Here is a 25,195-nt window from a genome sequence, read left to right on the forward strand (position 1 = left end):
ACTAAGCAAAATTAGTACCATTTTCACGTTTTAAAATGACTGGCAGATCACATTGCATTTTTTCAGCTGGAATCTTTCCAAATTAAGCCAAACTTTCTGCTATTGGCCAGCATCCTATTTTTAATTAGTCAGTCCTTTTGTTAAGACATAGAATTAATTCACTTTTGTAGTAATAGCGATCAGTAGATGGCATTCAGCTGGATTTTTTTCACTTTAATTGCTGCATTTATGCAGGCTTGGCGTAACGCCTTTCAAAAACAGCTCAGCACCACGGTCGATGTGTGGGGAGTCACCCTGGCACGCTTTATTTTCGGTTTGCCATTCGCTGCGCTTTACCTGAGCAGCCTGTATTATTTCAAGCCAGTTGAAAGTGTGATTCACTTCACGCCCAAGTTCTGGGTCTATGTGGTGATTGCGGGTTGCAGTCAGATTTTAGCTACGGCACTGATGGTGCAACTGTTCAAGCAAAAAAATTATGCCGTTGGGGTGGGGCTGGCGAAAAGTGAAGCCATTTTAGCCGCCATTATTGGTGTGACCTTATTAGCAGATCATTTGTCATTTTTGGCCTGGATTGGTGTGGCGCTGGGCGGATATGCGGTATTTTTATTGAGTAAAGGCCAACAGGTCAGCGGGTTTTCAACCAGAACACTGGCTATTGGCATCGGAAGCGGTTTAAGTTTTGCCATTACCTCACTACTGGTACGCGAAGCCAGTTTAGAATTAACCACTTTACCAACCTTGCATCGTGCGGCCTGGGTGCTGTTAATGGTGATCAGTTTTCAGTGCCTGAGTATGCTGCTTTACCTCAGCCTATTCAGTCGCCAGACTTTAGTGGCCATGTGGCAGCGTCTGGGCTTAACTTTTAAGGTGAGTGTGTGCAGTTTTATGGCATCACTCGGCTGGTTTACTGCCATGAGCATGATGAGTGTGCCGGTCGTGAAAACCTTAGGACAAATTGAGATTCTGTTTAGTATGCTGATTTCGGCATATTTCTTTAAAGATAAACTGGCACGTGCGGAGCATTGGGGACTAGGCTTGGTAGTGATTGCGGCGATTCTAGTGATCTGGGCCTAATCTGAACGAATATTGAGAAGATAAAAAAAGCCACTTCAAAAAGTGGCTTTTTCTTTGCATCTGTTTAAGCGGCAATAAATTTCTGAACTGCCTGATTAAATGCTTCAGGTTGCTCGATGTTGGAAATGTGCGAGGCATTGATTTCAAACAACTGGCTTTGTGCAATTTCAGCTTGCATGGCTTGACCATCTGCAACCGTCGTTACGGGGTCTTGCTGACCGGCCACAATCAGTACCGGCACTGAAATGGTTTTGATCTGTTCGCGTAAATCCGCCTTAGCCAAAGCTTCACAACAACTCGCATAACCTTCCGGGCTGCCAGCTCCAAGGTCGTTTGAAAGTTCTGCAACAATTGCTGCATTGCTTTGGATAAAGGGATCGGTAAACCAGCGTGATGCTGCAGTAGATGCAATCGGCGCCAGACCTTGTTCACGTACCAGTGCGGCACGTTCCAGCCAGGCCTGTTCCTGACCGATCTTGGCAGCAGTATTGCAGATAATCACGTGGCTAAAACGTTCGGGCTTGTTGATTGCTAACCATTGACCGGTTAAACCACCCATTGAAATACCACAGAATGCAGCTTTTTCAATTTTTAAATGATCAAGTAAGTTTACAACATCCTGACCTAACTGTTCCAAGCTATACGGACCTTGCGGTGCAGATGAAGCCCCATGACCACGAGTGTCATAACACACAACAAAATAATCTTGCTGGAAAAATTTAATTTGTGGTTGCCACATGCTGAATTTGGTGCCTAGTGAGTTAGAAAAAACCAGGGCAGGTTTACTGGCATCACCAAAGGTCTGGTAATTGATCTGGGCATCGTTGGATGTAAATGTTGGCATTTTTTAAAATCCTTAATCCTCCCTCGATCCCTCCTTTGGGAAAGGAGGGAAGAAAGAGCATTTAATAATTAAACACGTTCAATAATCAAAGCGATGCCTTGACCGACACCAATACACATTGAACAAAGACCATATTTACCACCGGTTTGTTCCAGCTGGTTCAGTGCTGTAGTTACAAGACGTGCACCAGATGCACCGAGTGGATGACCCAAAGCAATTGCACCACCATTCGGATTGACTTTCTCTGAACCATCTTCAATGCCAAGGTCACGAGTACAAGCCAAAGCTTGTGCTGCAAAAGCTTCATTCAGCTCGATCACATCCATCTGCTCTAAAGTAAGACCGGTTTGCGCCAGTAATTTCTTGATAGCAGGTGCAGGACCAAAGCCCATGATACGTGGTTCAACACCCACAACCGTTGAGCCAATAATTTTGGCACGCGGTTTTAAGCCATGTTGAGCAATTGCTTCATCAGACGCGATCAACAGGGCAGCTGCACCATCGTTAATCCCTGAAGCATTACCCGCCGTTACCGTCCCCTCTGCTTTCACCACAGGCTTCAGTTTTGCCAGAGCTTCTGCAGTGGTAGATGCACGCGGATGTTCATCAGTATCGACAACCACCGGATCGCCTTTACGCTGTGGAATCACTACAGGAATAATTTCATTTTTATAGAAACCTTTGGCCTGTGCTGCTGCAGTACGTTGCTGGCTGGTCAAGGCAAACTTGTCCTGGTCTTCACGGTTGATGTTGAACTGTTCCGCCAGATTTTCAGCCGTTTGCGGCATGGTTTCTACGCCGTACATTTCTTTCAGTTTCGGATTGATAAAACGCCATCCCATGGTGGTGTCTTCAATCTTCTGGCTACGGCCATACGCCGTTTCTGACTTACCCATCACGAATGGGGCGCGTGACATGCTTTCTACACCACCAGCAATAATCAGATTCGCTTCACCGGCTTTAATCGCACGTGCTGCCATTGCGATGGCATCCATCGATGAACCACACAGGCGGTTCACGGTCGTCGCTGGCACCTGATAAGGTAAGCCTGCAAGCAGAGAAGACATACGACCGACGTTACGGTTGTCTTCACCGGCCTGATTGGCACAGCCATAGATCACGTCATCGACCTGTTCCCAGTTCACACTTGGATTGCGCTCCATCAACGCTTTAATTGGCAGCGCACCTAAGTCATCTGCACGGACAGGCGCGAGGCCACCGGCATAACGACCGAATGGAGTACGGATGGCATCGATAATATATGCGTTTTTCATTGTGTATTTGCTCACATATTTAAAAGAAGAAAACTCCTCCCTTTTTAAAGGGAGGTTGGGAGGGATTTAATGAAGTAATTTTATTCTTCAAAAAATCCTCCCTAAATCCCTCCTTTAATAAAGGAGGGACTTCCCCTTAATTTGATTGAGTCGCATCAATTAGTTTGGCACCGGTCAATGACTGCAATTCTTCAAATGACAGACCTTCAACTTTCTCAATCACTTTCATCCCTTCAGACGTGACATCAATCACGCAAAGGTCGGTATAGATACGGTCGACACATTTCAGGCCAGTCGCCGGATAAGACAGTTCAGCCACGATTTTGGGCTCGCCTTTTTTGGTCACGTGATCAGTCGTAATAAAGACTTTTTTCGCGCCAACAGCCAGATCCATTGCACCGCCGACTGCTGGAATTGCATCTGGAGCACCAGTATGCCAGTTAGCCAAGTCACCATTTTCAGCGACCTGGAAAGCACCCAATACGGCGATGTCTAAATGACCGCCACGCATCATTGCGAATGAATCACCATGATGGAAGAATGAACCGCCTTCGAGTAAGGTTACGAATTCTTTACCGGCATTGATCAGTTCAGGATCACGGTCTTCTTCAGCAGGAGGAGGACCGAAAGCCAACAGGCCATTTTCAGAATGCAGGAAGACGTCTTTATCGCTTGGCAGGTAGCTTGAAATCTTGGTCGGTAAACCGATACCCAGGTTTACATAGGCACCATCAGGAATGTCTTGTGCCACACGTTCAGCGATCTGGTCACGGGTCAGTTTGCTATAGCTCATTATTTCTCTCCGATGCCAATTATTGTGCAGATTTAACTTGAACAACGTGTTGAACAAAAATTCCCGGGGTGATGATGTGTTCCGGATCCAGTGCACCCAGTTCAACCACTTCAGAAACTTGAGCGATGGTCACATCTGCTGCCATTGCCATAATCGGGCCGAAGTTACGGGCAGATTTACGGTAAACCAGGTTGCCCCAACGATCGCCTTTAGAAGCTTTAATTAAAGCAAAGTCAGCTTTAATTGGATTTTCTAAAACGTAGTCTTTGCCTTCGTAGTTCATGGTCGGTTTGCCTTCCGCCAGCAAGGTACCAAAACCGGTAGGCGTGTAGATTGGACCTAAGCCCATACCTGCTGCCTGAATACGGCAAGCCAGATTACCTTGCGGCACCAGTTCCAGTTCAATTTTTCCAGCACGATATAACTCGTCAAATACCCAGGAATCAGACTGACGCGGGAAAGAACAGATAATTTTACGCACAGCGCCAGCTTTAAGCAGTTTCGCCAGACCATAATCGCCATTACCGGCATTGTTGTTGACAATAATCAGGTCTTTAATACCCAATTCGATCAGACCATCAATCAGTTCAGCAGGCTGACCCGCTGTACCGAAACCACCGATCATAATGGTAGAACCGTCCTTGATCTGGGAGAGTGCTTCTTTCAATGATAATGAACTTTTATCTATCATAATCTGGTCCTTACATATCCTAAACTGATGGATGTCTTTAAACTCGTTTTGAATCTGATGCTGTAACCGGAACTGCGTTACGGTTTTTCTGTGACAGCAGAAAATGTGCTACCAGGCCAATGCAAATTCCCCAAAAGACTGAACTCAGTCCCAAGAAATGCATGCCGGAAGCAGTCGCTAAAAAGGTGATCAGTGCTGCATCACGTTGCGACTCTTTACCCATGGCCACGGAAATGTTGGTGGCAATCGCACCGAGCAATGCCAGTCCTGCCAAAGCCGCAATTAATTCTTTTGGCATCAGGCTAAACAGCATGACGATGCTGCCGGCAAATAAGCCGCCTAAAATATAAAAAAGCCCATTCGCCACACCAGCGATATAACGCTTTTCTTTCAGCTCGTGGGCATCTTTCCCCAGACACAAAGCAGCTGTGATAGATGCCAATACGATGGTAATACCCCCCACACAGGCCACTGCAAGCGAGGCAATACTGGTTGCACTAATAATTGGCTTGGCTGGCATGTCATAACCACTGAGTTTGATAATCGCCATTCCCGGTAAAAACTGGCCAGACAGGCTGACCAGAATCAGGGGGAGGGCCAGATTCAGGGTTGAACTCCAGGTCCATTCCGGTGCAATAAATTGCGGAATTGCCAGACTAAAATCTGCCGTGACCGGGTTAATCTTGCCCAGTAACATACTTAAAACCACACCGGCAACCAGTACCCAGACCATGGCATAGCGTGGACTGAAACGCTTGGCCAGCAAAAATACCGCCAGCATGCCAAAGACGATATAGGGCATGGTATCGGTCGCGGTAAACAGCCCTAAACCAAACTGCAATAAGATCCCTGCCATCATTCCGGCAGCGACTTCCTGAGGAATCCAGGACAGCAATTTATCAAAATAACCGGTGATCCCAATGAAAAAAATCACCACGGCAGAGGTGATATAGGCAGCAACCGCTTCATTGAGCGAAATATCGGGAAACAGCGTAACTAATAAAGCCGTTCCGGGTGCAGACCAGGCGGTGACGACAGGTATTTTGTATTTAATTGATAAAAAGATACCTGCGAGTGCAGCACCAATAGAAATTCCCCAAATCCATGAAATCATCATGTCCGGGGAAACTTGAGCTTGCTGCGCCGCCTGGAAAAAAATGATCAGTGGCCCTGAATAGGAAATCAGCACTGCTAAAAATCCTGCAACAGTTGCTGAAATTGACCAATCATTTTTTAATGTCTGAAACAGGGTATTCATTGGTGATGTGCCTCCTTGCGTAACCATGAGCCTGTTAAAAATCGTGATGATCAGGATTAGCCCTGATCACCACCACCGACCGGTACCACTGTACCTGTCATATAAGATGATTCATCCGAAGCCAGGAATACAATTGCATTCACTTGCTCCTGAATCGTACCGTAGCGTCCCATGAAAGTACGGTCAATGGTCTGATCAACCACTTGCTGCATCCATTGTTTTTCAGATTCAGTCAGTGGATTGGCATTGCGCGGTACTTTACGTGGTGGTGCTTCAGTACCACCTGTCGCGATTGCATTGACACGGATTCCGTCTTTAGCATGTTCAAAGGCAAGGGAAGCGGTCAGGCCGTTCACACCACCTTTCGATGCCGAATATGGCACACGGTTAATGCCGCGTGTCGCAATAGAAGACACGTTTACAATGGTACCTTTCTGATTTTTAATCATTTCCGGAAGTACTGCACGGCAGCACCACAAGGTCGGGAACAATGAACGGTTCACTTCCTTGATAATTTCCTCTTCAGAAAATTCCTCGAAAGGTTTCATCCAAATCGCGCCACCGACGTTGTTGATGAGCACATCGACACGACCATACGTTTCTAGCGCTTTTTCAACGACTGATTGAGCACCAGCAAACGTTTCCAGATTGGCTTTGACCGTAATCGCATCACCGCCAGTCGCTTCAATTTCAGCCAGAACTTCTTCTACATAAGGGGAAAGGTCAGCCATGACGACTTGGGCACCTTCGCTCGCCACTTGCAGCGCGACACCGCGACCGATGCCTTGCGCGGCACCCGTCACGATTACAACTTTATTTTCAAATCTTTGACGGTTAGACATTGAACAAATTCCCTCTATTAATTGGCAGAGAATTTTTCAAACAGGAAGCTTGCAGGTTTCACACCTTCAGCATCCAGCCAGCCGCGAACTGCTTCAACCATTGGTACAGGGCCACACAGGTAAACATCTACATCACCGCCATTTAGCCATTCGTTCTCAATATGACCGGTCACATAGCCTTTACGCTCATGTGCAGATTCTGGATTTGCTACTACAGTGCGGTATTCGAACCACGGGAATTTGTCTTGCAGTTCGTTCAGTTTTTCAATGGCAACCAAGTCGAAATCATTGGTCACACCAAATACTAAACGCACTGGATGTTCTGAACCTTTTTCTTCCAGCACTTGCAGCATTGACATGAATGGTGCAATACCTGTACCACCCGCCAGCATCAAGACAGGACGGGTCACAGGGCGCAGGTAGAAGCTACCAAATGGACCGGTAAAAGTCATCTTGTCGCCAGCTTTGGCATTTTTACTTAAGAATTCACTCATTTTGCCGTTCGGTACATTACGTACTACGAAACCGGTCAAACGGTCACTCGGTTTTGAGCTGAATGAATATGAACGGGTTTCGGTCGTGCCCGGAATTCCTACATTCACATATTGACCAGCCAGGAAGTGAATGTCCGGTTGACCTTCATCTAACTGGATGTCAAAAGTAATAGTCGAGTCAGACAGGTTTTCGACACGAGCCAAAGTACCCTGGAATTCATGAATTTCAGTTTTGCAGACTTCTGAAGATGCCTGAATCTGGAACACTGCATCTGAAGTTGGTTTACACTGACAAGCCAGAATAAAGCCTTCAGCGGCTTCTTCAGGTGTTAAAGCATCTTCAATATAAGTTTCTTCAGGCATGTCATAAGAACCTGATTCACAAAACGCACGACACGTTCCACAAGCACCATCACGGCAGTCCAAAGGAATATTGATCTTTTGACGGTAGGCTGCATCTGACAGTGTTTCACCATCTGAAACAGAAATAAAACGTGTAACGCCATCTTCAAATTGAAGTGCAACATTGTGGTTTGACATGGCTGAATATCCTATATAAATCTTTGTAACTGAGCCTTTCAGCCAATTTTCCATCTGACCGAAAGGCATAACCTGGCTGTTTAAACAGTCTTAGAGGTGATAAATGTCGATAACCTGGTTGATGTAATCGTTTTTCAGTACCACGTATTTGCTTAAAATTTGTGGTTTATCGCCTGAGAAATCAATTTCATAACGAGACATACCGAAGTAGCTGTAACTTGTTTTGTAACGGAAGCTCAAAGTATTCCAGTTAAAACGTACAGTCACTTTGTCGCCATCACGTTCAACAATTTCAATATTGCTGATGTTATGGCAGGTACGTGTGTCCGGCATAGTTGCAGATGAACGTTCAGTCTTGATCCGGAACACGCGGTCTTCTAAACCTTGACGGTCTGGATAGTAAATCAATGAGATTTCAGACTGTGGATCTGTGGTCAGTTTGTCATCATCATCCCAAGCTGGCATCCAGAAAGACGCAGTAGGGGCATAACAAGTTAGCCAGTCATCCCATTGTTCATCATCTAAAAAGCGGGCTTCTTGATACAGGAACTGAGCAATATTTTCTAAAGTGATGTCGCTCATGCGTTTTCTCCTTCAGTGGATGCTGCAATTTCTTTCTCAGTCGCAATACCTTTTTTGATCAATTCTAACCAGTACTGGTGCTGAGACAGGTATAAACCTTCATCTTCAGTTTTAATACCAGACAGTTTTGGTTTTAAACCGATTTCATTGGCAGCATCATCCGGACCTTGAATCCAATGTTTAGAACCACGGCACATGTCGTTCCATTCCAGCGCGATACCGGCATAACCTGCCTGACAAGCACGGAATTCTTCAAGATCGTCTGGTGTCGCCATACCTGAAGCGTTAAAGAAATCTTCATACTGACGGATACGACGGGTACGTGCTTCTGGTTCTTCACCTACAGGTGCGATACAGTAGATCGTCACTTCAGTCTTATCGACAGAAATCGGGCGTAGGACACGGATTTGTGAACCAAACTGATCCATGAAGTAAACGTTTGGATAGATACACAGGTTACGTGAACGTTCGATCATCCACTTCGCCATGGCTTCGCCATATTGCGCAGTGTATTCATCTTTCTTGGCAAAGTTAGGACGGTCTTCCGGGTTTGCCCATTGCGTCCAAAGAAGCATATGACCATGTTCAAAGCCGTAAGAACCACCACCTTGTTTGCCCCATGCACCTGCGCTCATCGCACGGATGTTGTCACCAGCTTCTTTTTCTTTACGTTGCTGAGTCGTTGCAGCATAGTTCCAGTGTACAGCAGACACGTGATAACCATCAGCACCGTTTTCAGCAGTCAACTTCCAGTTACCTTCATAGGTATAAGTCGAAGAACCACGTAAAACTTCCAGACCTTGTTCAGACTGATCCACGATCATGTCAATGATTTTGGTCGCTTCGCCCAGGTATTCTTCCAGAGAAGGAACATCCGGATTCAAGCTGCCGAACAGGAAACCTTTATAGTTTTCAAAACGGGCAACCTTTTTCAGGTCATGTGAACCGTCTTTGTTAAAGCAGTCTGAATAACCCGCTTCAGCCGGGTCTTTTACTTTTAATAACTTACCTGAGTTATTGAAGGTCCAGCCATGGAATGGGCAGGTGTAAGTTGCTTTGTTGCCTTTCTTGTTACGGCATAATTGTGCACCGCGATGCGAACAAGCATTGATCATTGCATTCAGTTCACCTTGACGGTTACGCGCAATGATGATTGGCTGACGACCCATATAGGTCGTATAGAAATCGTTGTTGTTTGGAATCTGGCTTTCATGTGCCAGATAAACCCAGTTGCCTTCAAAGATGTATTTCATCTCCAGGTCAAACAGGGCTTGGTCTGTGAATACAGACCGGTGAAGTTTAAATTCACCAGATTCAAAATCGTCAACTAGAAGCTCATCAATACGATCAAGATGACTGGTGTTAATTACAGGAATACGAGGCATGTCCGTTCTCCGACTTTCCAAGGAGGGGAAGTCATCGGGATGTGCTTGGAGCAACACCCCGAATCCATTTTGCATTAAGCGCTTGCGCGGCGGCGATCAACTTCAGTAGAAGGTACGTCTGCTTTTTCTTTCACAAGTTCAATATCAAATTGAATATGTTTGAAAGGACCTTTCAAACCACGTTTTGCAATTTCAGCTTCATCAGTTACATCAACCGCAGTTGCCACCAGGCCTTCACGAGTCGCAAATGCAAAGTCATCCCACAGGTACTGGTCGCCTTCAATGTTGAATTGAGTTGTCAGCTTGCGGTAACCCGGTGCAGAAACGAAGTAATGCACGTGTGATGGACGGTTACCATGACGGCCTAATTTGTCCAGTACGAATTGAGTCGTGCCCTCTGGAGGACAGCCATAACCTACTGGCATAGTGGTTAAAGCTACATATTTACCATCCTGGTCGCTGAAAATAGAACGGCGCAGGTTAAAGTCAGACTGTGACTTGTCAAAGAATGAGTAGTTGCCCAGGCTGTTGGCATGCCAAACTTCAACTTTGGCACCTTCAATGATATTGCCGTCAGTATCTTTAACTGTACCTTCAATGATCAGTGTCGGAATTTTGCCTTCTTCAGAGCCATCATCCATACGGGCAAAGCCGACAGATTCAGGAGCACCCGCCACATATAACGGACCTTCAATTGTACGTGGCGTACCGCCCGTAATGCCTGCTTTAGCATCTGCTTCATCAGCACGTAAGTCTAAGTAGTGTTCCAGACCCAAGCCTGCAGCCAGTAGGCCTAATTCATTGGCTTGACCGGCATCGGTAAAGTATTCCAGACCTTTCCACAGTTCTGACTGAGAAATATCAAGATCTTCGATCGCCTGGAAAAGGTCACCTAGCAGGCGCACAACGATTTGCTGGACACGCTCATCTACTGGTCCTGTCGCTGTATCAACGTTCATTTGCTTAACTAATGCATCAATTTCTTGGCGATTCATACTATTGCTCCTAAAGTATGTCTTTCATCTTTTAGTGGCGCACTTTTTTAGCTTTCATTGGCTGGCTAAATCTGGCTGGCCACAATCCTTGTTGAGGTACCCTCTGTTTTCGATTCGGAAGGGGAATCCGGTGACTCCCAATCCGCTCATTTAATCAACTGTCGTCATCTCGAACTGAAGATGGGTGACGGTTTAATGCCATCACTTCAATGTTCATATAAGGATAGAGAGGCAAGCCTTGTAGCAAGTTGTGCAACTCTTCATTGCTTTCAACATCAAAAATACTGATGTTTGAGTACTGGCCCGTGATGCGCCAGATATGACGCCATTTGCCTTGACGCTGCAATTCCTGTGAATAAGCCTTTTCAACAGCCTTAATTTCGTTTGCCTGTTCAACTGGCAGATCACGTGGAATGTTTACATCCATACGTACGTGAAAAAGCATGGGTTTCTCCTAATTACTGACGACGCAAGTTGTCAATCTTGTTTTCATCCAACTCAATCCCCAGACCTGGCCCTTTCGGAATCTCAAGTTCAAAGTTTTGATAGTTGAGCGGGGTTTTCAAAATATCTTCAGTCAGCAGTAGAGGACCAAACAGCTCGGTACCGAACGCCAGACTTTCAAAAGTAGAGAACACATGTGCCGAAGCAATCGTGCCCACAGGGCCTTCCAGCATGGTGCCGCCATACAGGTCAATACCTGCAAGTTTGGCAATCTTGCCTACTTCACAACCTTCAATCAGGCCACCCGACTGGGCAACTTTGACTGCAAAAACAGATGAACCGTTTTGTTTGGCAATCTCATACGCTGAGTGCGGGCCCATTAACGATTCGTCTGCCATGATGGCAACATCAAAACGTCGGGTCAGACGGCGCATGGCATCCAGGTTATCAATTGCACATGGCTGTTCAATCAGATCAACACCGCCATCTTGCAATAACTGAATGCCTTTAATCGCTTCCAGTTCTGACCAGGCACGGTTCACATCCACACGGATTGAAACGTCTTTGCCTAAGGCTTTCTTAATTGCCAGCACATGTTCAACATCTTCTTCTACCGGACGCGAACCGATTTTGAGTTTGAAAATGTTGTGACGTTTTGCCGCAACCATTTTCTCTGCTTCCGCAATATCTTTTTCGGTATTGCCAGAAGCCAATACCCAAAGAACTGGAATACTGTCACGTAAGCGGCCACCGAGGACTTCGCTTAATGGCAAACCTAAACGTTGTGCCTGAATGTCTAAAAGTGCAGTCTGAATCGCACATTTGGCAAAACGGTTACCATTAATATTCTTTTTGATTGCTTGTAATGTCTGTGCAACATTTAAACCGGATAATGTTTTTAAAAGAGGCGCAAAATAAGTTTCAATATTAACTTTTACGCTTTCCGGGCTTTCATCACCATAACCTAAGCCACCGATAGTTGTTGCTTCACCCCAACCGATGTAACCATCTTCAGTGGTGATTTTAACTAAGACCAGGGTCTGGGTTTGCATCGTCGCCACTGCCATCTTGTGAGGGCGAATGGTTGGAATTTCTACCAGCAAGGTTTCAACTGACTTATACATAATACGGGTTCACATTCTTGCTTTAATGTTTTGACTTGATATACCTTAAAAGAATAATTTTGATTGGTCTAAGATCGATTTAGCATTTTTTTATACTTTAAAGGTATGCAGGAATATGGAACTCAGGCATTTGCGTTACTTTGTCGCAGTCGTCGAAGAACAAAGTTTTACCAAGGCGGCAGAAAAACTGTTTATTGCTCAACCACCTTTAAGCAGACAAATACAAAATCTGGAACAGGAACTGGATATTCAGCTCTTTGAAAGAGGTAGCCGACCGCTTAAGACCACCGAAGCCGGTCAATTCTTCTACCAGCATGCGGTTAAACTTTTGTCTAATGCGGAAGAAATAAAATCGATGACCAAACGGATTGGTATCGCGGATCGCACCATTAGTATTGGTTTTGTTGGCTCGTTATTGTTCGGTTTGCTATCGCGTATTGTGTTTTTATTTAAGCAGCAACATCCCCAGCTCAAAATTGAGATGGTTGAAATGAATACTTCAGAGCAGATTCAGGCACTTAAGGAAGGGCGGATTGATGTCGGTTTTGGACGCTTGAGAATTTCAGATCCAGCAGTGAAACGGGTGTTGCTGCGTGAAGAAAGACTCATGGTCGCTGCGCATTCCAGCCATTTTCTCTCGCAACGAGATGGCGTGAACCTAGCTGAACTGGTGGATCAGCCACTCTTTTTATACCCGAATAATGGTAAGGCAAATTTTTCGACCCAGGTGCGCGGTATATTTTCCGAGTATGGACTAGAGCCGAAAAATATCCGTGCAGTCAGTGAATTGCAACTGGCGCTGGGTTTTGTGGCTGCTGGAGAGGGTGTTTGTATCGTGCCGGAAAGTGCCCAGAATATTCGTCTGGCACATTTAAACTTTATCCCTTTATTAGATGAATTTGCGGTCAGTCCGGTCTTTATGGCGATTCGTAACATGGATGAAAGTGAATATATTCGTTATCTGTTTGATGCGGTCTATCAGGTCTATGATCTTGAGGCGATTAAATATGATCGTGCGGTGTTTTAAACAAGATTAAAAACTTTTTAGATGCTATATAAAATAGGTGAAATTATTATTTAATGACTGAATTAAAGTCGTTTTATTTGGATGAATATCATTAAGGCATAGTAAATAAAGCCTTTTCTTGAAGGCAGACTTTATAGGTATAGAAGTATGCCTATTCAGTTTTGGACATTTATGGACATCTTCTGCATTGTGAATCTCATAAATTGAACTTCACAATTAGGAGGTGAAGATGTCTACAAATAAAGTGAATATAAATACGCTGATCGATGAAGCAAAGTTCACACCTTTTCATTGGGGTGTTTTGATCTGGTGTTTGCTGATCATTATTTTTGACGGTTATGACCTGGTCATCTATGGGGTGGCATTGCCGCTGCTGATGCAAGAATGGTCGTTAAGTGCAGTGCAAGCTGGAATGCTGGCTAGTACTGCCTTATTCGGAATGATGTTTGGTGCCATGAGTTTCGGTACATTGTCCGATAAACTCGGCCGTAAAAAAACCATCATGATCTGTGTGGCTATTTTTAGCGGCTTCACATTCATTGGTGCCTTTGCCACATCACCAATCGAATTTGGAATCTTGCGCTTCTTGGCTGGTTTGGGTATTGGCGGGGTCATGCCTAACGTGGTCGCTTTGATGACCGAGTATGCACCTAAACGTATCCGCAGCACCTTGGTTGCGTTGATGTTTAGTGGTTATGCCATTGGCGGGATGACTTCTGCGCTACTCGGTGCATGGTTGGTGCCGCAATTTGGCTGGAAAATCATGTTCCTGCTTGCCGGCATTCCATTGCTCATCTTGCCGATTCTATGGAAATATCTGCCAGAATCCCTGATGTACCTGACCAACAAGCAACAGACGGCTCAAGCACACACGATTATTCAGAAAATTTCTCCGACACAGGTCATTACCAGTGATACCCAGCTTGTCCTGAATGAAGTGCAAAAGGGTGATGAAGCGCCATTAAAAGCCCTGTTCCAACAAGGCCGTAGTTTTAGTACCTTCATGTTCTGGCTGGCATTCTTTATGTGCCTGTTGATGGTCTACGCATTGGGTAGCTGGTTGCCAAAACTGATGATTCAGGCAGGTTACTCGCTAGGTGCCAGTATGATCTTCCTGTTCGCACTGAATATTGGTGGAATGGTAGGTGCCATTGGTGGGGGATATCTCGCAGATAAATTCCATATCAAAAAAGTGCTGACCATCATGTTCTTCTGCGGTGCCATTGCCTTGATTCTGCTTGGCTTTAACAGTCCGCAATTCGTACTGTATACCTTGATTGCTGTGGCAGGTGCTGCAACGATTGGCTCTCAAATCCTGCTTTATACCTTTGTGGCGCAGTATTATCCATCGACGGTACGTTCTACCGGTATGGGCTGGGCATCTGGTATTGGACGTATTGGTGCAATTGTTGGGCCGGTACTCACTGGTGCTTTATTGACCATGAATTTACCGCATCAAATGAACTTCTTTGCAATTGCGATTCCTGGTGTCATCGCGGCGCTGGCAATTTTCTTAGTGAATTTAAAAACCTCGGTAGATGGCCAAGCCCTTGCAACGTCTAGTGTAGAACCAAACCCAATGGTAAAAGAAGCGACACATTAAGTTAGATTTCAATCAATAAAGATAATATTCCCAATGATATAGATCGCCATCGTAACGGGTGGTGATCTGTTGCTAGAATCGAAACGCATAATAAAAAGCGAGTTTAGGATGAACACGACACAATTATTTAATCAACCAACAATCACATTCAAACGCACAGTTTTGATGAGCATGATGGCAATGAGTTTAGGGGGCATCAGCTTGTCGACTCAAGCACAAACCTCAGCTCAGTCGAATCAGCAGGAAATTGAACAATTGCGCCAAGAAGTTCAGGCTCTACGCGCACTGGTTGAGCAACAGCAAAGACAAACGGCTGTGGTCACTGCACATGTTGCAGCAACACCTGCTCCAGCAAGCAAACCTGTCATGAAAATTGCCAGTGGTGCCGAATTTAATCTTTATGGAAATATTCGTGCCGATGCCTCTTATCAGGCTGAAGGTGGTTCAGCAGCACGTATGTATAACCAGATTAATGCTGTACCTTTAGAAGGTGTCGGTGAGCGTAGTGATGAATTTAAATCTACTCTGGCTGCAACCCGTTTAGGCATGGATTTTAAAGCACCAGTCGGTGCTGGAGATAAAGCTTTAAGCGGTAAAGTTGAAGTGGATTTTCTGGGCGGCGCAAGCTTTGATAACTTGCGCATCCGTCATGCTTATATCAGTTATGCCAACTGGTTGATCGGTCAAACCTGGTCGAACTTTGCGGTGCCAGATTATATTCCAGAAACTGTAGATGCATTGGTTTACGCTGGCGGTTCAATTAAACGGACGCCACAAGTTCGTTATACCAGCACAATCAGTCCTGAAACCAATCTGGTATTTGCAGTAGAAGATCCTAAAGATGCAACTATTACTGGTATTAAACAACGTCTACCTGCTTTAACAGCACGTTTAAATCATAAATTTGCTGATAATCTTACAGTCAGTGCCCGTGCGATGGGGAATGAAAAGCGTGTCAATGAAGATGAAAAAATGGCATGGGGTGTAGGTTTAGGTGCCAAGTATGATGTTTTACCGGGTACAACGCTCAAAGCTGACTATTACCATGTTAAAGGCGATAGCAGCTTTGTGTCTTATGCAAATACGGGTGTGATTACCGCTGCAAATGGCGATTTATTACAAAGCGAATTTGATTCAATTTCAGTTGGCCTAACCCAGCAGTTTAATGACAAATTGCGCGGTACATTGGGTTATGGCTATATGAATTTTAGTAATGATCAAGACTATGTTAATGCACTAATCGCCTCAACTCCTGCGGATGCGACACAATCTAATGCGACCAAGGCTAATAAAGACTTATGGCAAGCTTGGGCTAACGTGTTCTATAGCCCAACCAAGCCTTTAAGTTTCGGTCTGGAATATGTATATGGTGAACGTGAGGCATTAGGTGCAGCCACGAATGGCAGCACTAAAGGTGAAGATAACCGTATTAATGCGGTGGCTATTTACAACTTCTAAGACTTCTTTCAATGAGAGAGTCTGATCTGTAACAGAAGCGTGGATGAATTAATCCGCGCTTTTACTATTTTGAAGAATGGTTTCTGCCAGCAGATTGACTGCATCTTCAATCTTGGCTGTCCATTCAAACGAACAATTCAGGCGAATATAATGTTGGCTTGCAGGCTCAGGCTTAAACAGCAGTGCAGGGGCAATTGAAATATGTTGTTGAAGTAATTGTTCATAGAGCTGCTGGGCATCGACTTCTTTAGGCAACTCAATCCAGAGAAAATAACCACTGGAATAATAGTAAATTTCACAGATGCTTCCCAAACGCGCTTTGAGTTCCTGATAAAATTTTTTTTTATATTTTTCCAGATGCTGCCTTAAATGCCGCAAATGTTTTTCATAATGATGATGTGAAATAAATTCGACCAGCGCATTTTGCAGTAAGGGGCTGACCGTTAAAGTGCTCATGAGCTGTAAGTGCTGAATGGCATCGGAAAATGGGCCGGCGTACACCCAGCCGACGCGTGCACCCATCCCCAGCGTTTTCGAAAATGAGGCGCAGTGCAAAACCATCTGATGTTGATCAAAATATTTAACGGGTAACGGCTTGGCTGCACCATAATTTAATTCCTGATAAACATCATCTTCGATTAAATACACCTGATATTCATACAAGAGTTCCGCAATTCTCTGTTTAATTTCAGAACTGACGCTAAAACCAATCGGATTATGGGCATTCAGCATCAGCCAGCACACCTTGATCGGATACTGTTTTAAAGCCTGTTCAAATGATTCCAGATCAAAGCCCAACTGTGGATGTTCCTGAATCGTAATCACCTGTAATCCCAGACGCTCGGCTGCCTGCCAGGCACCATAAAATATGGTTTGCTGTAGCAGAATAAAATCACCGGGTTGGGTTAAGGCCTGTAAAGACAGATTCAGTGCTTCTAGTGCGCCGGACGTAATGACAATGTCATCTGGATTGCAGGTAATCCCTTGCAATTGATAACGGTTGGCAATCAGTTGCCGCAAGTCCTGATTACCAGGCGGCATATGGTTCTGATTGTTATAACTGCTTTTTCTTTTGGCCTGCTGCGCCAGAATCTGCATAAATTTAGCGTTATATAACAGCTCTGCATTGGGAAAGGCAGAACCAAAAGGCACAATCTCTGCTGACTGAGTCGATTTTAAATAATTAAATACCACCGAATTGATTTGAATTTTAGGATTTAAACCAATCTGGGCGGACTGTTTGCTATTGAGCAGAGCTTGAGTGTGTTCTGCAACGTAATAGCCCGATTTGTCTTTGGCATAGAGCAGCCCTTGCGCTTCAAGTTCCTGATAAGCATTGAGTACAGTCATCAGGCTATAACCAGATAATTGGGTCTGTTCGCGAAGTGAAGGTAATTTTTCATGTGCCTTCCATACGCCATTTTCAATCATCTGACGAATATTTTGTGCCAGTTTTTCAGACTTATACATATACTTTCTTGAACTAAAACTGTTCTAATTATTTTGATTTATAGCATATTTTAGGATGCTTAATATAACAAAAGGGAGGAATAGGATTATTGACATTCTATTTTTAAGCTTGAGTCTTGATGCAAGACAATTAAAGTGAAAATCAGGTCTCAAATTTTCTGTGGAAATTTTATCTCTAGATAAATCATATTCCCATTTTTATACGCCTCAGTCACTTGGCTTAATTTGTCACAATTCGATACTTACAAAGTTAGATTTCCTTGCTAAATTCAATCCACATGATGATAAAAAGTAAGTTACGGTTTCAGACCGAGCCATCATGCAACTATAACAACGATACGCAAATACGGACCAATAACAAGCACAAAGGAGTGGAGAATGCTCGGAAATATGATGTTTCAGCCTTTACTGATCAGCAGCATGATTGAACATGCAGGACGCTATCATGCCGATACCGAGGTAATTTCCAAAAATACCGATACCAGTATTACAGTGACCAATTGGGGAGAAATTCACCAAAACTCGAAACGTTTTGCCAATGCATTACAACAACTCGGCTTAGCGCAGGGAGATCGGGTCGCGACTATTGCCTGGAATAATCATCGCCATTTAGAGTCCTGGTATGCCATTTCTGGCAGTGGCCTGGTCTGTCATACCATTAACCCGCGCTTATTTCCGGAACAGCTGATTTTTATTATGAATGATGCTGCGGATCGCGTGGTGCTGTTCGATAAAACATTTGTCCCTTTAATTAAAGCCGTGAAAGCGCTGTTGAGCTCAGTCGAGCATTTTATCTGTCTGGATGCAGCTGATCCGGCAGTTAGAGAAGCGATACCAGAAGTACAATTTTATGATGATCTGATTGCCGGCCAAAATGCAGATTTTGAGTGGCCAACACTTGATGAAAACTCGGCAAGCTCTCTGTGTTATACATCAGGAACCACGGGCAATCCCAAAGGTGTGCTGTTTAGCCATCGCTCTACGGTATTACATAGCTATGCCATCATTTTACCTGATTCCTTAAATGTCTCGGCTGCCGACATTATGTTGCCTGTGGTGCCGATGTTCCATGTGAATGCGTGGGGCACACCGTATGCCGCTGCGATGGTGGGATGCACTTTGGTCCTTCCTGGACCGGGCCTGGATGGCGCCAGTCTGGTCAACCTGATTGATAATTATCAGGTTTCGGTAGCACTTGGTGTGCCGACCATCTGGCAGGGTTTGATTGCCGCCGCAAACCAGTCAGGCTCCAAACTGGAAAGCCTAAAACGGAATGTAGTAGGTGGATCGGCATGTCCACCGGCCATGCTAAGAGCTTTCAAAGAACAGTTTAATTGTGAAACGATCCATGCCTGGGGCATGACGGAAATCAGTCCACTGGGTACAGCGAATCAGCTCAAGACCAAACATTTGCATCTGTCTGATGAAGAAAAATTGCAGATTCGTCTGTCCCAAGGTCGTCCTCCGTTCGGGGTTGACCTACGTTTGACCGATGCAGAAAAAGGGACGCATGAAATTGAACGTGATGGACAGACCACAGGAAATTTACAGGTCAAAGGGCATTGGGTCATCAGCCATTATTTCGGCAAGGAAGAATCAGCACTAACTGCAGATGGCTGGTTTGATACCGGCGATATTGCTACGCTGGATCAGGATGGTTTTATGAAACTCAGTGACCGTTCTAAAGATTTAATCAAGTCTGGCGGAGAATGGATTTCATCGGTGGAACTGGAGAATATTGCCATGGGACATCCGGAAATTGCGATGGCTGCCGTAATTGCCGCCCAACATCCTAAATGGGATGAGCGCCCGGTATTGATTGCCATTAAAAAGCCGGACAGCCAGCTAAGTGAGATTGATCTGCTGGAATATTATGCAGACAAGGTAGCCAAATGGCAGATTCCAGACCGAGTCGTATTTGTTGATGCGATTCCACTCAGTGGTACTGGTAAAATGCTGAAAAAAGATCTGCGTGAATTATATGGGACTATTCTTTTGGAGCAGGCAGCAGGTTAAAGCGTCATTTAATCTGAAAATTCCTACATGAAGTCAAAAAACTGATCTCGAATAGAGATCAGTTTTTTTATGTACAGGCTAAGCAGCGTTGTCTGTTTAAAAATGCTTTTTCTCAATCCATATCGCCTTGATCGATACTTTTAGATGATATTGTCCGACAAAAAGTCATATTATATGGCTTAGGCACATAATTTGACCTGTATTGACATGGTCTGAATGTGAGAATTCTTTATCCTGAGCAATATAATAATTAGACAGTTGTACATTAATAAAACTGTCTGCGGATAAGGGGATAAAAATGACAAGCATGCCAACCTATCAGCCGCATTGGATCCGGGAAGATTTCATTGATTTTATTGGTGAAAAAATCCATCCAACCTGGGCAATTAAAAAAGTTAAGGCTGCCGTTATGGGCATTCAAGCCATCAGCCCTGACTTTTTCAAAATTCACTTACGTCCAAATCATAATTTTAAAGCCAAGTCATTTCAGGCCGGCCAAAATATTGCAGTGACTGTTAGACTCGATGGCATACGACATCAGCGACATTATTCTGTGGTGACGGTATTGAAAAATGGTGATCTGATCATTGCGGTTAAACAGCAGGGTAAAGTGTCACGTGCCTTAAGTCTGATGCAAATTGGTGCGGTGGTTGAAATATCTCAGCCCCAAGGTGAGTTCACATTGCAAAAATCCACCCAGCCGATTTTATTCCTGGCTTCAGGTAGTGGTATTACCGCCATTTACTCCTTGCTGCAAAAAGCAGTCATTCAGTCTCTGGAACAGATCGACCTGATTTATTTCACTCGAGATGATGCCTTTCATGCTGAACTGAAAACATTGGCTCTTATGCATCCAAACTTGAAATATCACCATTTCAATACCGTGGAACACCAGCAGCATCTGACGCAGAGCTTATTACAAAAGCTGGTGCCAGACTTTGCAGAACGAAAAATTTATGCTTGTGGCTCCGCCGGGATGATGAAGGCCGCACTTCGCATCGTTGATAAACTGGAATTGAAATCCAATTTTCATTGGGAATATTTCCAGATTGTGGTCGATGAAAAAATTAAAGCACAGCCGGTACGGTTTTTAAGATCGCAGCAGGAATTTCAAGCCCAGTCCAACTTACTGGAAAGTGCCGAAAAATCCGGCTTGAGACCAGCGCATGGCTGCCGAATGGGTATCTGCAATACCTGTTCCTGTACCAAAGTCAGTGGTTCGGTACGAAATGTCCTGACCGGTGAAATTGATCATGGTAATAATACCCAGATCAAACTGTGCATTTCTCAGGCAGTGAGTCCTGTGGTGATTAATTTATAAACTATTGATAAGCCATTAATTAAACTATAAGAAGGTGCTCCCATGAATATGCAAATTGATTTTAAACGACATAGCAAAAGCCAATTTCTTAGTCCTGAACAGATTGAGGAATTCGGTGCCAAAGTCGATGCGATCCGCCGCGAGGTCATGGATGATCTGGGGGAAAAAGACGCCGAATATATTTATAAAATCCGCAACTTTGTCCGCTATAGCGAAATTGCCTCACGTGGCATGCTGATGTTTGCCGGTTGGTTGCCACCGGTATGGCTGGCGGGGACAGGTCTGCTCGGTCTTTCCAAAATCGTGGAAAATATGGAACTCGGTCACAATGTCATGCATGGCCAGTTCGACTGGATGAATGATCCGAGTCTGAACGGTGCGACCTATGACTGGGATACGATTTCAACCGGCGATGACTGGAAATACACGCACAACTATATTCACCATACTTATACCAATATTGTCGGAATGGATCATGATGTCGGTTATGGCTTGATTCGGGTCAGTGAATCGCAAAAGTGGGAACCACGCTTTCTGTTCAATATTCCACTGGGCATTCAGTTAATGGTGTTTTTCGAATGGTATGTTGGTCTGCAACGCCTGCATCTGGAAGACGTGATTGCATATAAAACCAAGACCTGGAAAGAAGTCTGGGAAGAAGCAGCACCTTTGCGCCAAAAAATGCGCCGTCAGGTGTTAAAAGATTATGTATTTTTCCCGATCATTGCAGGACCTAATGCCATTCCGGTATTTACCGGAAATGCGGTGGCCAATGTGATTCGCAGTCTATGGGCTTCGGCTGTCATTTTTAACGGTCATTTCACTGAAGATGCTGAAACTTTTGAGATGGACAATACCGACAATGAAACCCGTGCCGAGTGGTATTTACGCCAGATTCGCGGTTCGAGCAATTTTAGTGGAACAACTTGGCTACATATCTTGAGTGGTAATTTGAGTCATCAGATTGAGCATCATCTATTCCCGGACATGCCCGCCAATCGCTATGCGCAGGTTGCGCCAAAAATCAAAGCGCTCTGTGCAGAATATGGTATTCACTATAACGAAGCCAGCTTCATGAAACAGTTTTCTACAGTGTGGGTAGGTCTGGCTAAATGTTCTCTACCGAATCACTGGACTGAGCAGGTGGTTGAAAAAACCCATGCTGCCAAATCTGTATTCAACTACTTTAAAGCGAAACTATTGTCATAATTTTTAAGCTTTACTTATTCACCATTTTGGTACTCCTCAATAGATTTGGATGGTCTATTGAGGATTTTTTTCTTTATCAGATTCAATATCATTAAAATCCTCCTGTTTATGAATAAAATATGGATACAGATTTCAAAAAATGACGAAAGCAAAACAGATCCGGTACTGCTGAAACGCTTTGCCTACAACAACCTGCTTCAGCTCTAAGGGCTTCTCTCTATAATGGCCGCGTCGTTACACTCAAGGTCTCAGTTTTGAAACATCTTAAATATTTTTCAGCAATTCCATTATTAGTACTTTTAACTGCTTGTAATACCACTGAAGCGCCAGCACCAGATTATCAGGGCAATTGGAAAAACACCGTGGAAAATCCAAAACTTGAAAATATTCTGGTTATTTCTAAAAACGGTGAAAATTATCTGATTACCAATACGATCAAAGATAAGGAAACCGGTAAAACCGAGAAAAAGAATCCAATGCCCGCTGCAGTGAACGAAAATGGCATGCTTCAGTTGAATGCAGGTGCAGGTATGGTCGATTTCGCAATCGATGAGAAAACCGGAAATCTGGTTGGTTCTGGCTCAATCTACAAAAAAGCCAAATAGGCAGTAAGATTTTTAAGCCACAAATAGTATTCAAGATGTCATGAATAAGGATATTTCATGGCATCTTTTTTAGTGGATGTTTTTATTGAATGAAACTCAATAATTCAGCAAAATCCTCGACAAAATAATTCGCTTTGGCTTTGATCAAATCTATTTCATGAGCGGAGTGCTGGTCATAAATTCCCACTACCTCGATGCCCGCATGATTTGCTGCTTCTACACCGACTAGAGAGTCTTCAATAATTAGACATTCCTCAGGTCGAAGGTTAAAGGCTTGCAAAACATTCAGATAAACTTCGGGATGAGGTTTAATGTTCTGGACATTTTCACGGGTGAGAATCAAGGAAAAGTCCTCATCAAAGCTGATTTTAGAGTTAATATTTCGATTGTTATCCTGATAGCGCTGTACATTGAATAAACTGGTGGTGGTGGTCAAAGCCAGTGATATCTGTTGCTGTTTTAAAGCCTGAATCAGGAGGTCTGCCTGAGGTTTTAACTCGACGATATCATCCAGAAAATGTCGGGAAATACTATAACGACGATTTTTTACTTCTTCTTTAGCTGGTTCAAAACCGTATTGTTCTTTTAAAAATCCACAATATTCCAGATAAGGATCTGGTTTATGTCTCAAGGCGGTAAGTTGAAGATCGCGCTGTTGCTGAATCTCATGTAAATCGACTTTTCTGTTGGAGAGCTCATCAATCAGGGCTGCATCGACCTGATTCCAGATGCCTACAGAATCAATCAATGTACCATCCAGATCAAAACAGACCAGCTTTTTATCCTGAAACATATAAGATTTCTCTGTATTTTTACCATTTATTGGGTGTGGCTGAGTATATCGCATACGATTTAAATGTTTAACTGACCTGAGCAAACCGGGCTGGAAATTTTGCGTTGAGGTACTTGTTGAGGTACTTTTTGATGGATTTATTCATCTGGCAAAAGTATTTTTTTCGGAAAATTACAGCGAGTTTAATCCTGAAAATAGTTGCGAAGTGTTATATTTTAATCTGACCCTCAATAGACTTATGCGGATGAAAGACCTGTCCGAATGATGAGAAAGTTAAAGGAAATGTATTTCTGTGTTTGAACTTGACTGTAAATTGCTCAGTATTTTTTATTATGTCTATAAATTTAAAAACGTATCTCAGGCAGCCGATCATTTAGATATGAGCCAGCCTGCGGTGAGCAATCTGCTGAATAAAATTCGCCAGCATTATGGTGATCCTTTATTTTTACGTATTGGCAATGAAATGCTGCCGACAGACCTGTCCAAACAGCTCTTTCCCTTGGTCAGCGAAGCACTGAGCAAAGTTGAAGCAATCAATAATTTTACGATCAATTTTGATCAGGTCACTTCACAGCAGCGCTTTACACTGGCGATGACCGATGTATCGCATCTGGTGTTATTGCCAAAAATTTCCCAGTATCTGAAGCAGCATGCATCCCATATCCGTCTGAATGTGCGTCCGATTACCTCGGAAACTAGTTATCAAATGGCCAATGGTGAGATTGATCTGGCTTTGGGCTTCTTGCCAAATCTGGAGAATGGCTTTTATCAGCAGAAACTGTTTGAACAATATTATGTGGTGATCGCGGCGAAAGACCATCCGCGCCTGACCGGTGACAGCATCACGACAGAAGAGTATTTACGTGAAACCCATATTGATATTGATGCCGGGATGGGGCATTACCATATTGAAAATGAATTGCTGAATCTGGAACTCAAGCGTGACATTCTAATGCGTCTGCCAAGTTATCTCGGGGTAGGACTGGTGGTACAGGAAACCGATGCGATTGCGACCGTGCCTTATTATTTGAGTGAAGTTTTATTATCACGTGGCAATCTCAAGATTTTTGAGGCACCGATTGCTTTCCCGACCTATTCCGTAAAGCAGTATTGGCATATGTCTTGTCATCATAAAACCAGTCATCAATGGTTACGTAATATGCTGCATGAGATTTTAAGTAAATAACTCTACCGCTTAAATAGTTTGATTGAGTTCTCATCTCTAGATTTTACAATTCCCGGTACAAGCCGGGATTTTTTTATTTTGGTACATCTTGATGCCTTTTTCAGAGCCTTGCACCTGAAGTGATCAGTTCCATCTCAAAAAAAAGTATTACGAATATAAAAAATAGT

Annotated in this window: 23 protein-coding genes; 9 read left to right on the top strand and 14 right to left on the bottom strand. The window is 44.0% G+C overall.

All coding sequences use genetic code 11. The annotated features are described in order from the left end of the window. The first annotated feature begins 186 nt into the window (after positions 1 to 186). A complete protein-coding gene (locus tag NI469_RS07255) occupies positions 187 to 1,074 on the top strand; it encodes a DMT family transporter (RefSeq protein WP_253174739.1) in 888 nt (295 codons plus the stop codon). A 64-nt stretch (positions 1,075 to 1,138) separates the two neighbouring features. On the opposite strand, the gene pcaD is transcribed toward NI469_RS07255, so the two are convergent. From pcaD to NI469_RS07315, 12 genes are all read right to left on the bottom strand, one after another. Then, on the bottom strand, positions 1,139 to 1,918 hold the full coding sequence (gene pcaD / locus NI469_RS07260; protein WP_247143752.1) for a 3-oxoadipate enol-lactonase: 780 nt from the start codon (positions 1,916 to 1,918) through the stop codon (positions 1,139 to 1,141). Positions 1,919 to 1,986: 68 nt separating this feature from the next. Next, entirely contained in the window at positions 1,987 to 3,192 is a 1,206-nt protein-coding gene (gene pcaF, locus NI469_RS07265; protein WP_004731114.1) for a 3-oxoadipyl-CoA thiolase, read from the bottom strand. A 136-nt stretch (positions 3,193 to 3,328) separates the two neighbouring features. Further along, positions 3,329 to 3,985 (bottom strand): 3-oxoacid CoA-transferase subunit B, encoded by a 657-nt coding sequence (locus NI469_RS07270; protein WP_253174740.1) that lies wholly within the window; start codon positions 3,983 to 3,985, stop codon positions 3,329 to 3,331. Between the two features lie 19 nt (positions 3,986 to 4,004). Continuing rightward, positions 4,005 to 4,676 (bottom strand): 3-oxoacid CoA-transferase subunit A, encoded by a 672-nt coding sequence (locus NI469_RS07275; RefSeq protein ID WP_253174741.1) that lies wholly within the window; start codon positions 4,674 to 4,676, stop codon positions 4,005 to 4,007. A 37-nt stretch (positions 4,677 to 4,713) separates the two neighbouring features. Then, positions 4,714 to 5,934: a benzoate/H(+) symporter BenE gene (gene benE / locus NI469_RS07280; protein ID WP_004894958.1), complete on the bottom strand. Its 1,221-nt coding sequence runs from the start codon at positions 5,932 to 5,934 to the stop codon at positions 4,714 to 4,716. A 56-nt stretch (positions 5,935 to 5,990) separates the two neighbouring features. Beyond that, positions 5,991 to 6,776, bottom strand: coding sequence for a benzoate diol dehydrogenase BenD (gene benD, locus NI469_RS07285; RefSeq protein WP_004731107.1), 786 nt, complete (start codon positions 6,774 to 6,776; stop codon positions 5,991 to 5,993). Positions 6,777 to 6,793: 17 nt separating this feature from the next. Beyond that, a complete protein-coding gene (benC, locus tag NI469_RS07290) occupies positions 6,794 to 7,810 on the bottom strand; it encodes a benzoate 1,2-dioxygenase electron transfer component BenC (protein WP_086044945.1) in 1,017 nt (338 codons plus the stop codon). A gap of 90 nt (positions 7,811 to 7,900) precedes the next feature. After that, a complete protein-coding gene (benB, locus tag NI469_RS07295; RefSeq protein ID WP_004647040.1) occupies positions 7,901 to 8,392 on the bottom strand; it encodes a benzoate 1,2-dioxygenase small subunit in 492 nt (163 codons plus the stop codon). Continuing rightward, positions 8,389 to 9,777: a benzoate 1,2-dioxygenase large subunit gene (benA, locus tag NI469_RS07300; RefSeq protein ID WP_253174742.1), complete on the bottom strand. Its 1,389-nt coding sequence runs from the start codon at positions 9,775 to 9,777 to the stop codon at positions 8,389 to 8,391. Before benA ends, benB begins: the two co-directional genes overlap by 4 nt. A gap of 74 nt (positions 9,778 to 9,851) precedes the next feature. Then, complete coding sequence (gene catA, locus NI469_RS07305) at positions 9,852 to 10,772, bottom strand: catechol 1,2-dioxygenase (protein ID WP_253174743.1); 921 nt, start codon at positions 10,770 to 10,772, stop codon at positions 9,852 to 9,854. 154 nt (positions 10,773 to 10,926) lie between these two features. After that, positions 10,927 to 11,217, bottom strand: a complete 291-nt coding sequence (gene catC / locus NI469_RS07310; protein WP_004647036.1) for a muconolactone Delta-isomerase — start codon at positions 11,215 to 11,217, stop codon at positions 10,927 to 10,929. 13 nt (positions 11,218 to 11,230) lie between these two features. Beyond that, a complete protein-coding gene (locus NI469_RS07315; protein WP_004647035.1) occupies positions 11,231 to 12,340 on the bottom strand; it encodes a muconate/chloromuconate family cycloisomerase in 1,110 nt (369 codons plus the stop codon). A gap of 115 nt (positions 12,341 to 12,455) precedes the next feature. On the opposite strand from NI469_RS07315, the gene NI469_RS07320 reads away from it, so the two are divergent. The 3 genes from NI469_RS07320 (at position 12,456) to NI469_RS07330 (ending at position 16,428) form a co-directional block, all read left to right on the top strand. After that, positions 12,456 to 13,367 carry a LysR family transcriptional regulator gene (locus tag NI469_RS07320; protein WP_005100217.1) on the top strand — a complete coding sequence of 304 codons (912 nt, stop codon included), beginning with the start codon at positions 12,456 to 12,458 and terminating at the stop codon, positions 13,365 to 13,367. Positions 13,368 to 13,596: 229 nt separating this feature from the next. After that, positions 13,597 to 14,970, top strand: coding sequence for an MFS transporter (locus NI469_RS07325; RefSeq protein ID WP_253174744.1), 1,374 nt, complete (start codon positions 13,597 to 13,599; stop codon positions 14,968 to 14,970). A gap of 108 nt (positions 14,971 to 15,078) precedes the next feature. Continuing rightward, positions 15,079 to 16,428 carry a DcaP family trimeric outer membrane transporter gene (locus NI469_RS07330; protein ID WP_184412974.1) on the top strand — a complete coding sequence of 450 codons (1,350 nt, stop codon included), beginning with the start codon at positions 15,079 to 15,081 and terminating at the stop codon, positions 16,426 to 16,428. 48 nt (positions 16,429 to 16,476) lie between these two features. Here NI469_RS07330 and NI469_RS07335 read toward each other — a convergent pair whose 3' ends face one another. After that, positions 16,477 to 17,898 (bottom strand): aminotransferase-like domain-containing protein, encoded by a 1,422-nt coding sequence (locus tag NI469_RS07335; protein ID WP_253174745.1) that lies wholly within the window; start codon positions 17,896 to 17,898, stop codon positions 16,477 to 16,479. A 378-nt stretch (positions 17,899 to 18,276) separates the two neighbouring features. Here NI469_RS07335 and NI469_RS07340 point away from each other — a divergent pair, with 378 nt between their 5' ends. The 4 genes from NI469_RS07340 (at position 18,277) to NI469_RS07355 (ending at position 23,049) form a co-directional block, all read left to right on the top strand. Then, complete coding sequence (locus NI469_RS07340) at positions 18,277 to 19,914, top strand: long-chain-fatty-acid--CoA ligase (RefSeq protein ID WP_253174746.1); 1,638 nt, start codon at positions 18,277 to 18,279, stop codon at positions 19,912 to 19,914. Between the two features lie 298 nt (positions 19,915 to 20,212). Next, positions 20,213 to 21,235 carry a flavin reductase family protein gene (locus NI469_RS07345; protein ID WP_034439364.1) on the top strand — a complete coding sequence of 341 codons (1,023 nt, stop codon included), beginning with the start codon at positions 20,213 to 20,215 and terminating at the stop codon, positions 21,233 to 21,235. Positions 21,236 to 21,277: 42 nt separating this feature from the next. Continuing rightward, on the top strand, positions 21,278 to 22,444 hold the full coding sequence (locus NI469_RS07350) for a fatty acid desaturase family protein (RefSeq protein ID WP_004647028.1): 1,167 nt from the start codon (positions 21,278 to 21,280) through the stop codon (positions 22,442 to 22,444). A 254-nt stretch (positions 22,445 to 22,698) separates the two neighbouring features. Beyond that, a complete protein-coding gene (locus tag NI469_RS07355; RefSeq protein ID WP_004280391.1) occupies positions 22,699 to 23,049 on the top strand; it encodes a hypothetical protein in 351 nt (116 codons plus the stop codon). Positions 23,050 to 23,131: 82 nt separating this feature from the next. Here NI469_RS07355 and NI469_RS07360 read toward each other — a convergent pair whose 3' ends face one another. After that, on the bottom strand, positions 23,132 to 23,842 hold the full coding sequence (locus NI469_RS07360; RefSeq protein ID WP_253174747.1) for an HAD family hydrolase: 711 nt from the start codon (positions 23,840 to 23,842) through the stop codon (positions 23,132 to 23,134). Positions 23,843 to 24,134: 292 nt separating this feature from the next. On the opposite strand from NI469_RS07360, the gene NI469_RS07365 reads away from it, so the two are divergent. Further along, complete coding sequence (locus NI469_RS07365; protein ID WP_004647024.1) at positions 24,135 to 25,028, top strand: LysR family transcriptional regulator; 894 nt, start codon at positions 24,135 to 24,137, stop codon at positions 25,026 to 25,028. Positions 25,029 to 25,195: the final 167 nt, after the last annotated feature.

Source organism: Acinetobacter lwoffii (assembly GCF_024129735.1).
Lineage (GTDB): Bacteria > Pseudomonadota > Gammaproteobacteria > Pseudomonadales > Moraxellaceae > Acinetobacter > Acinetobacter lwoffii_H.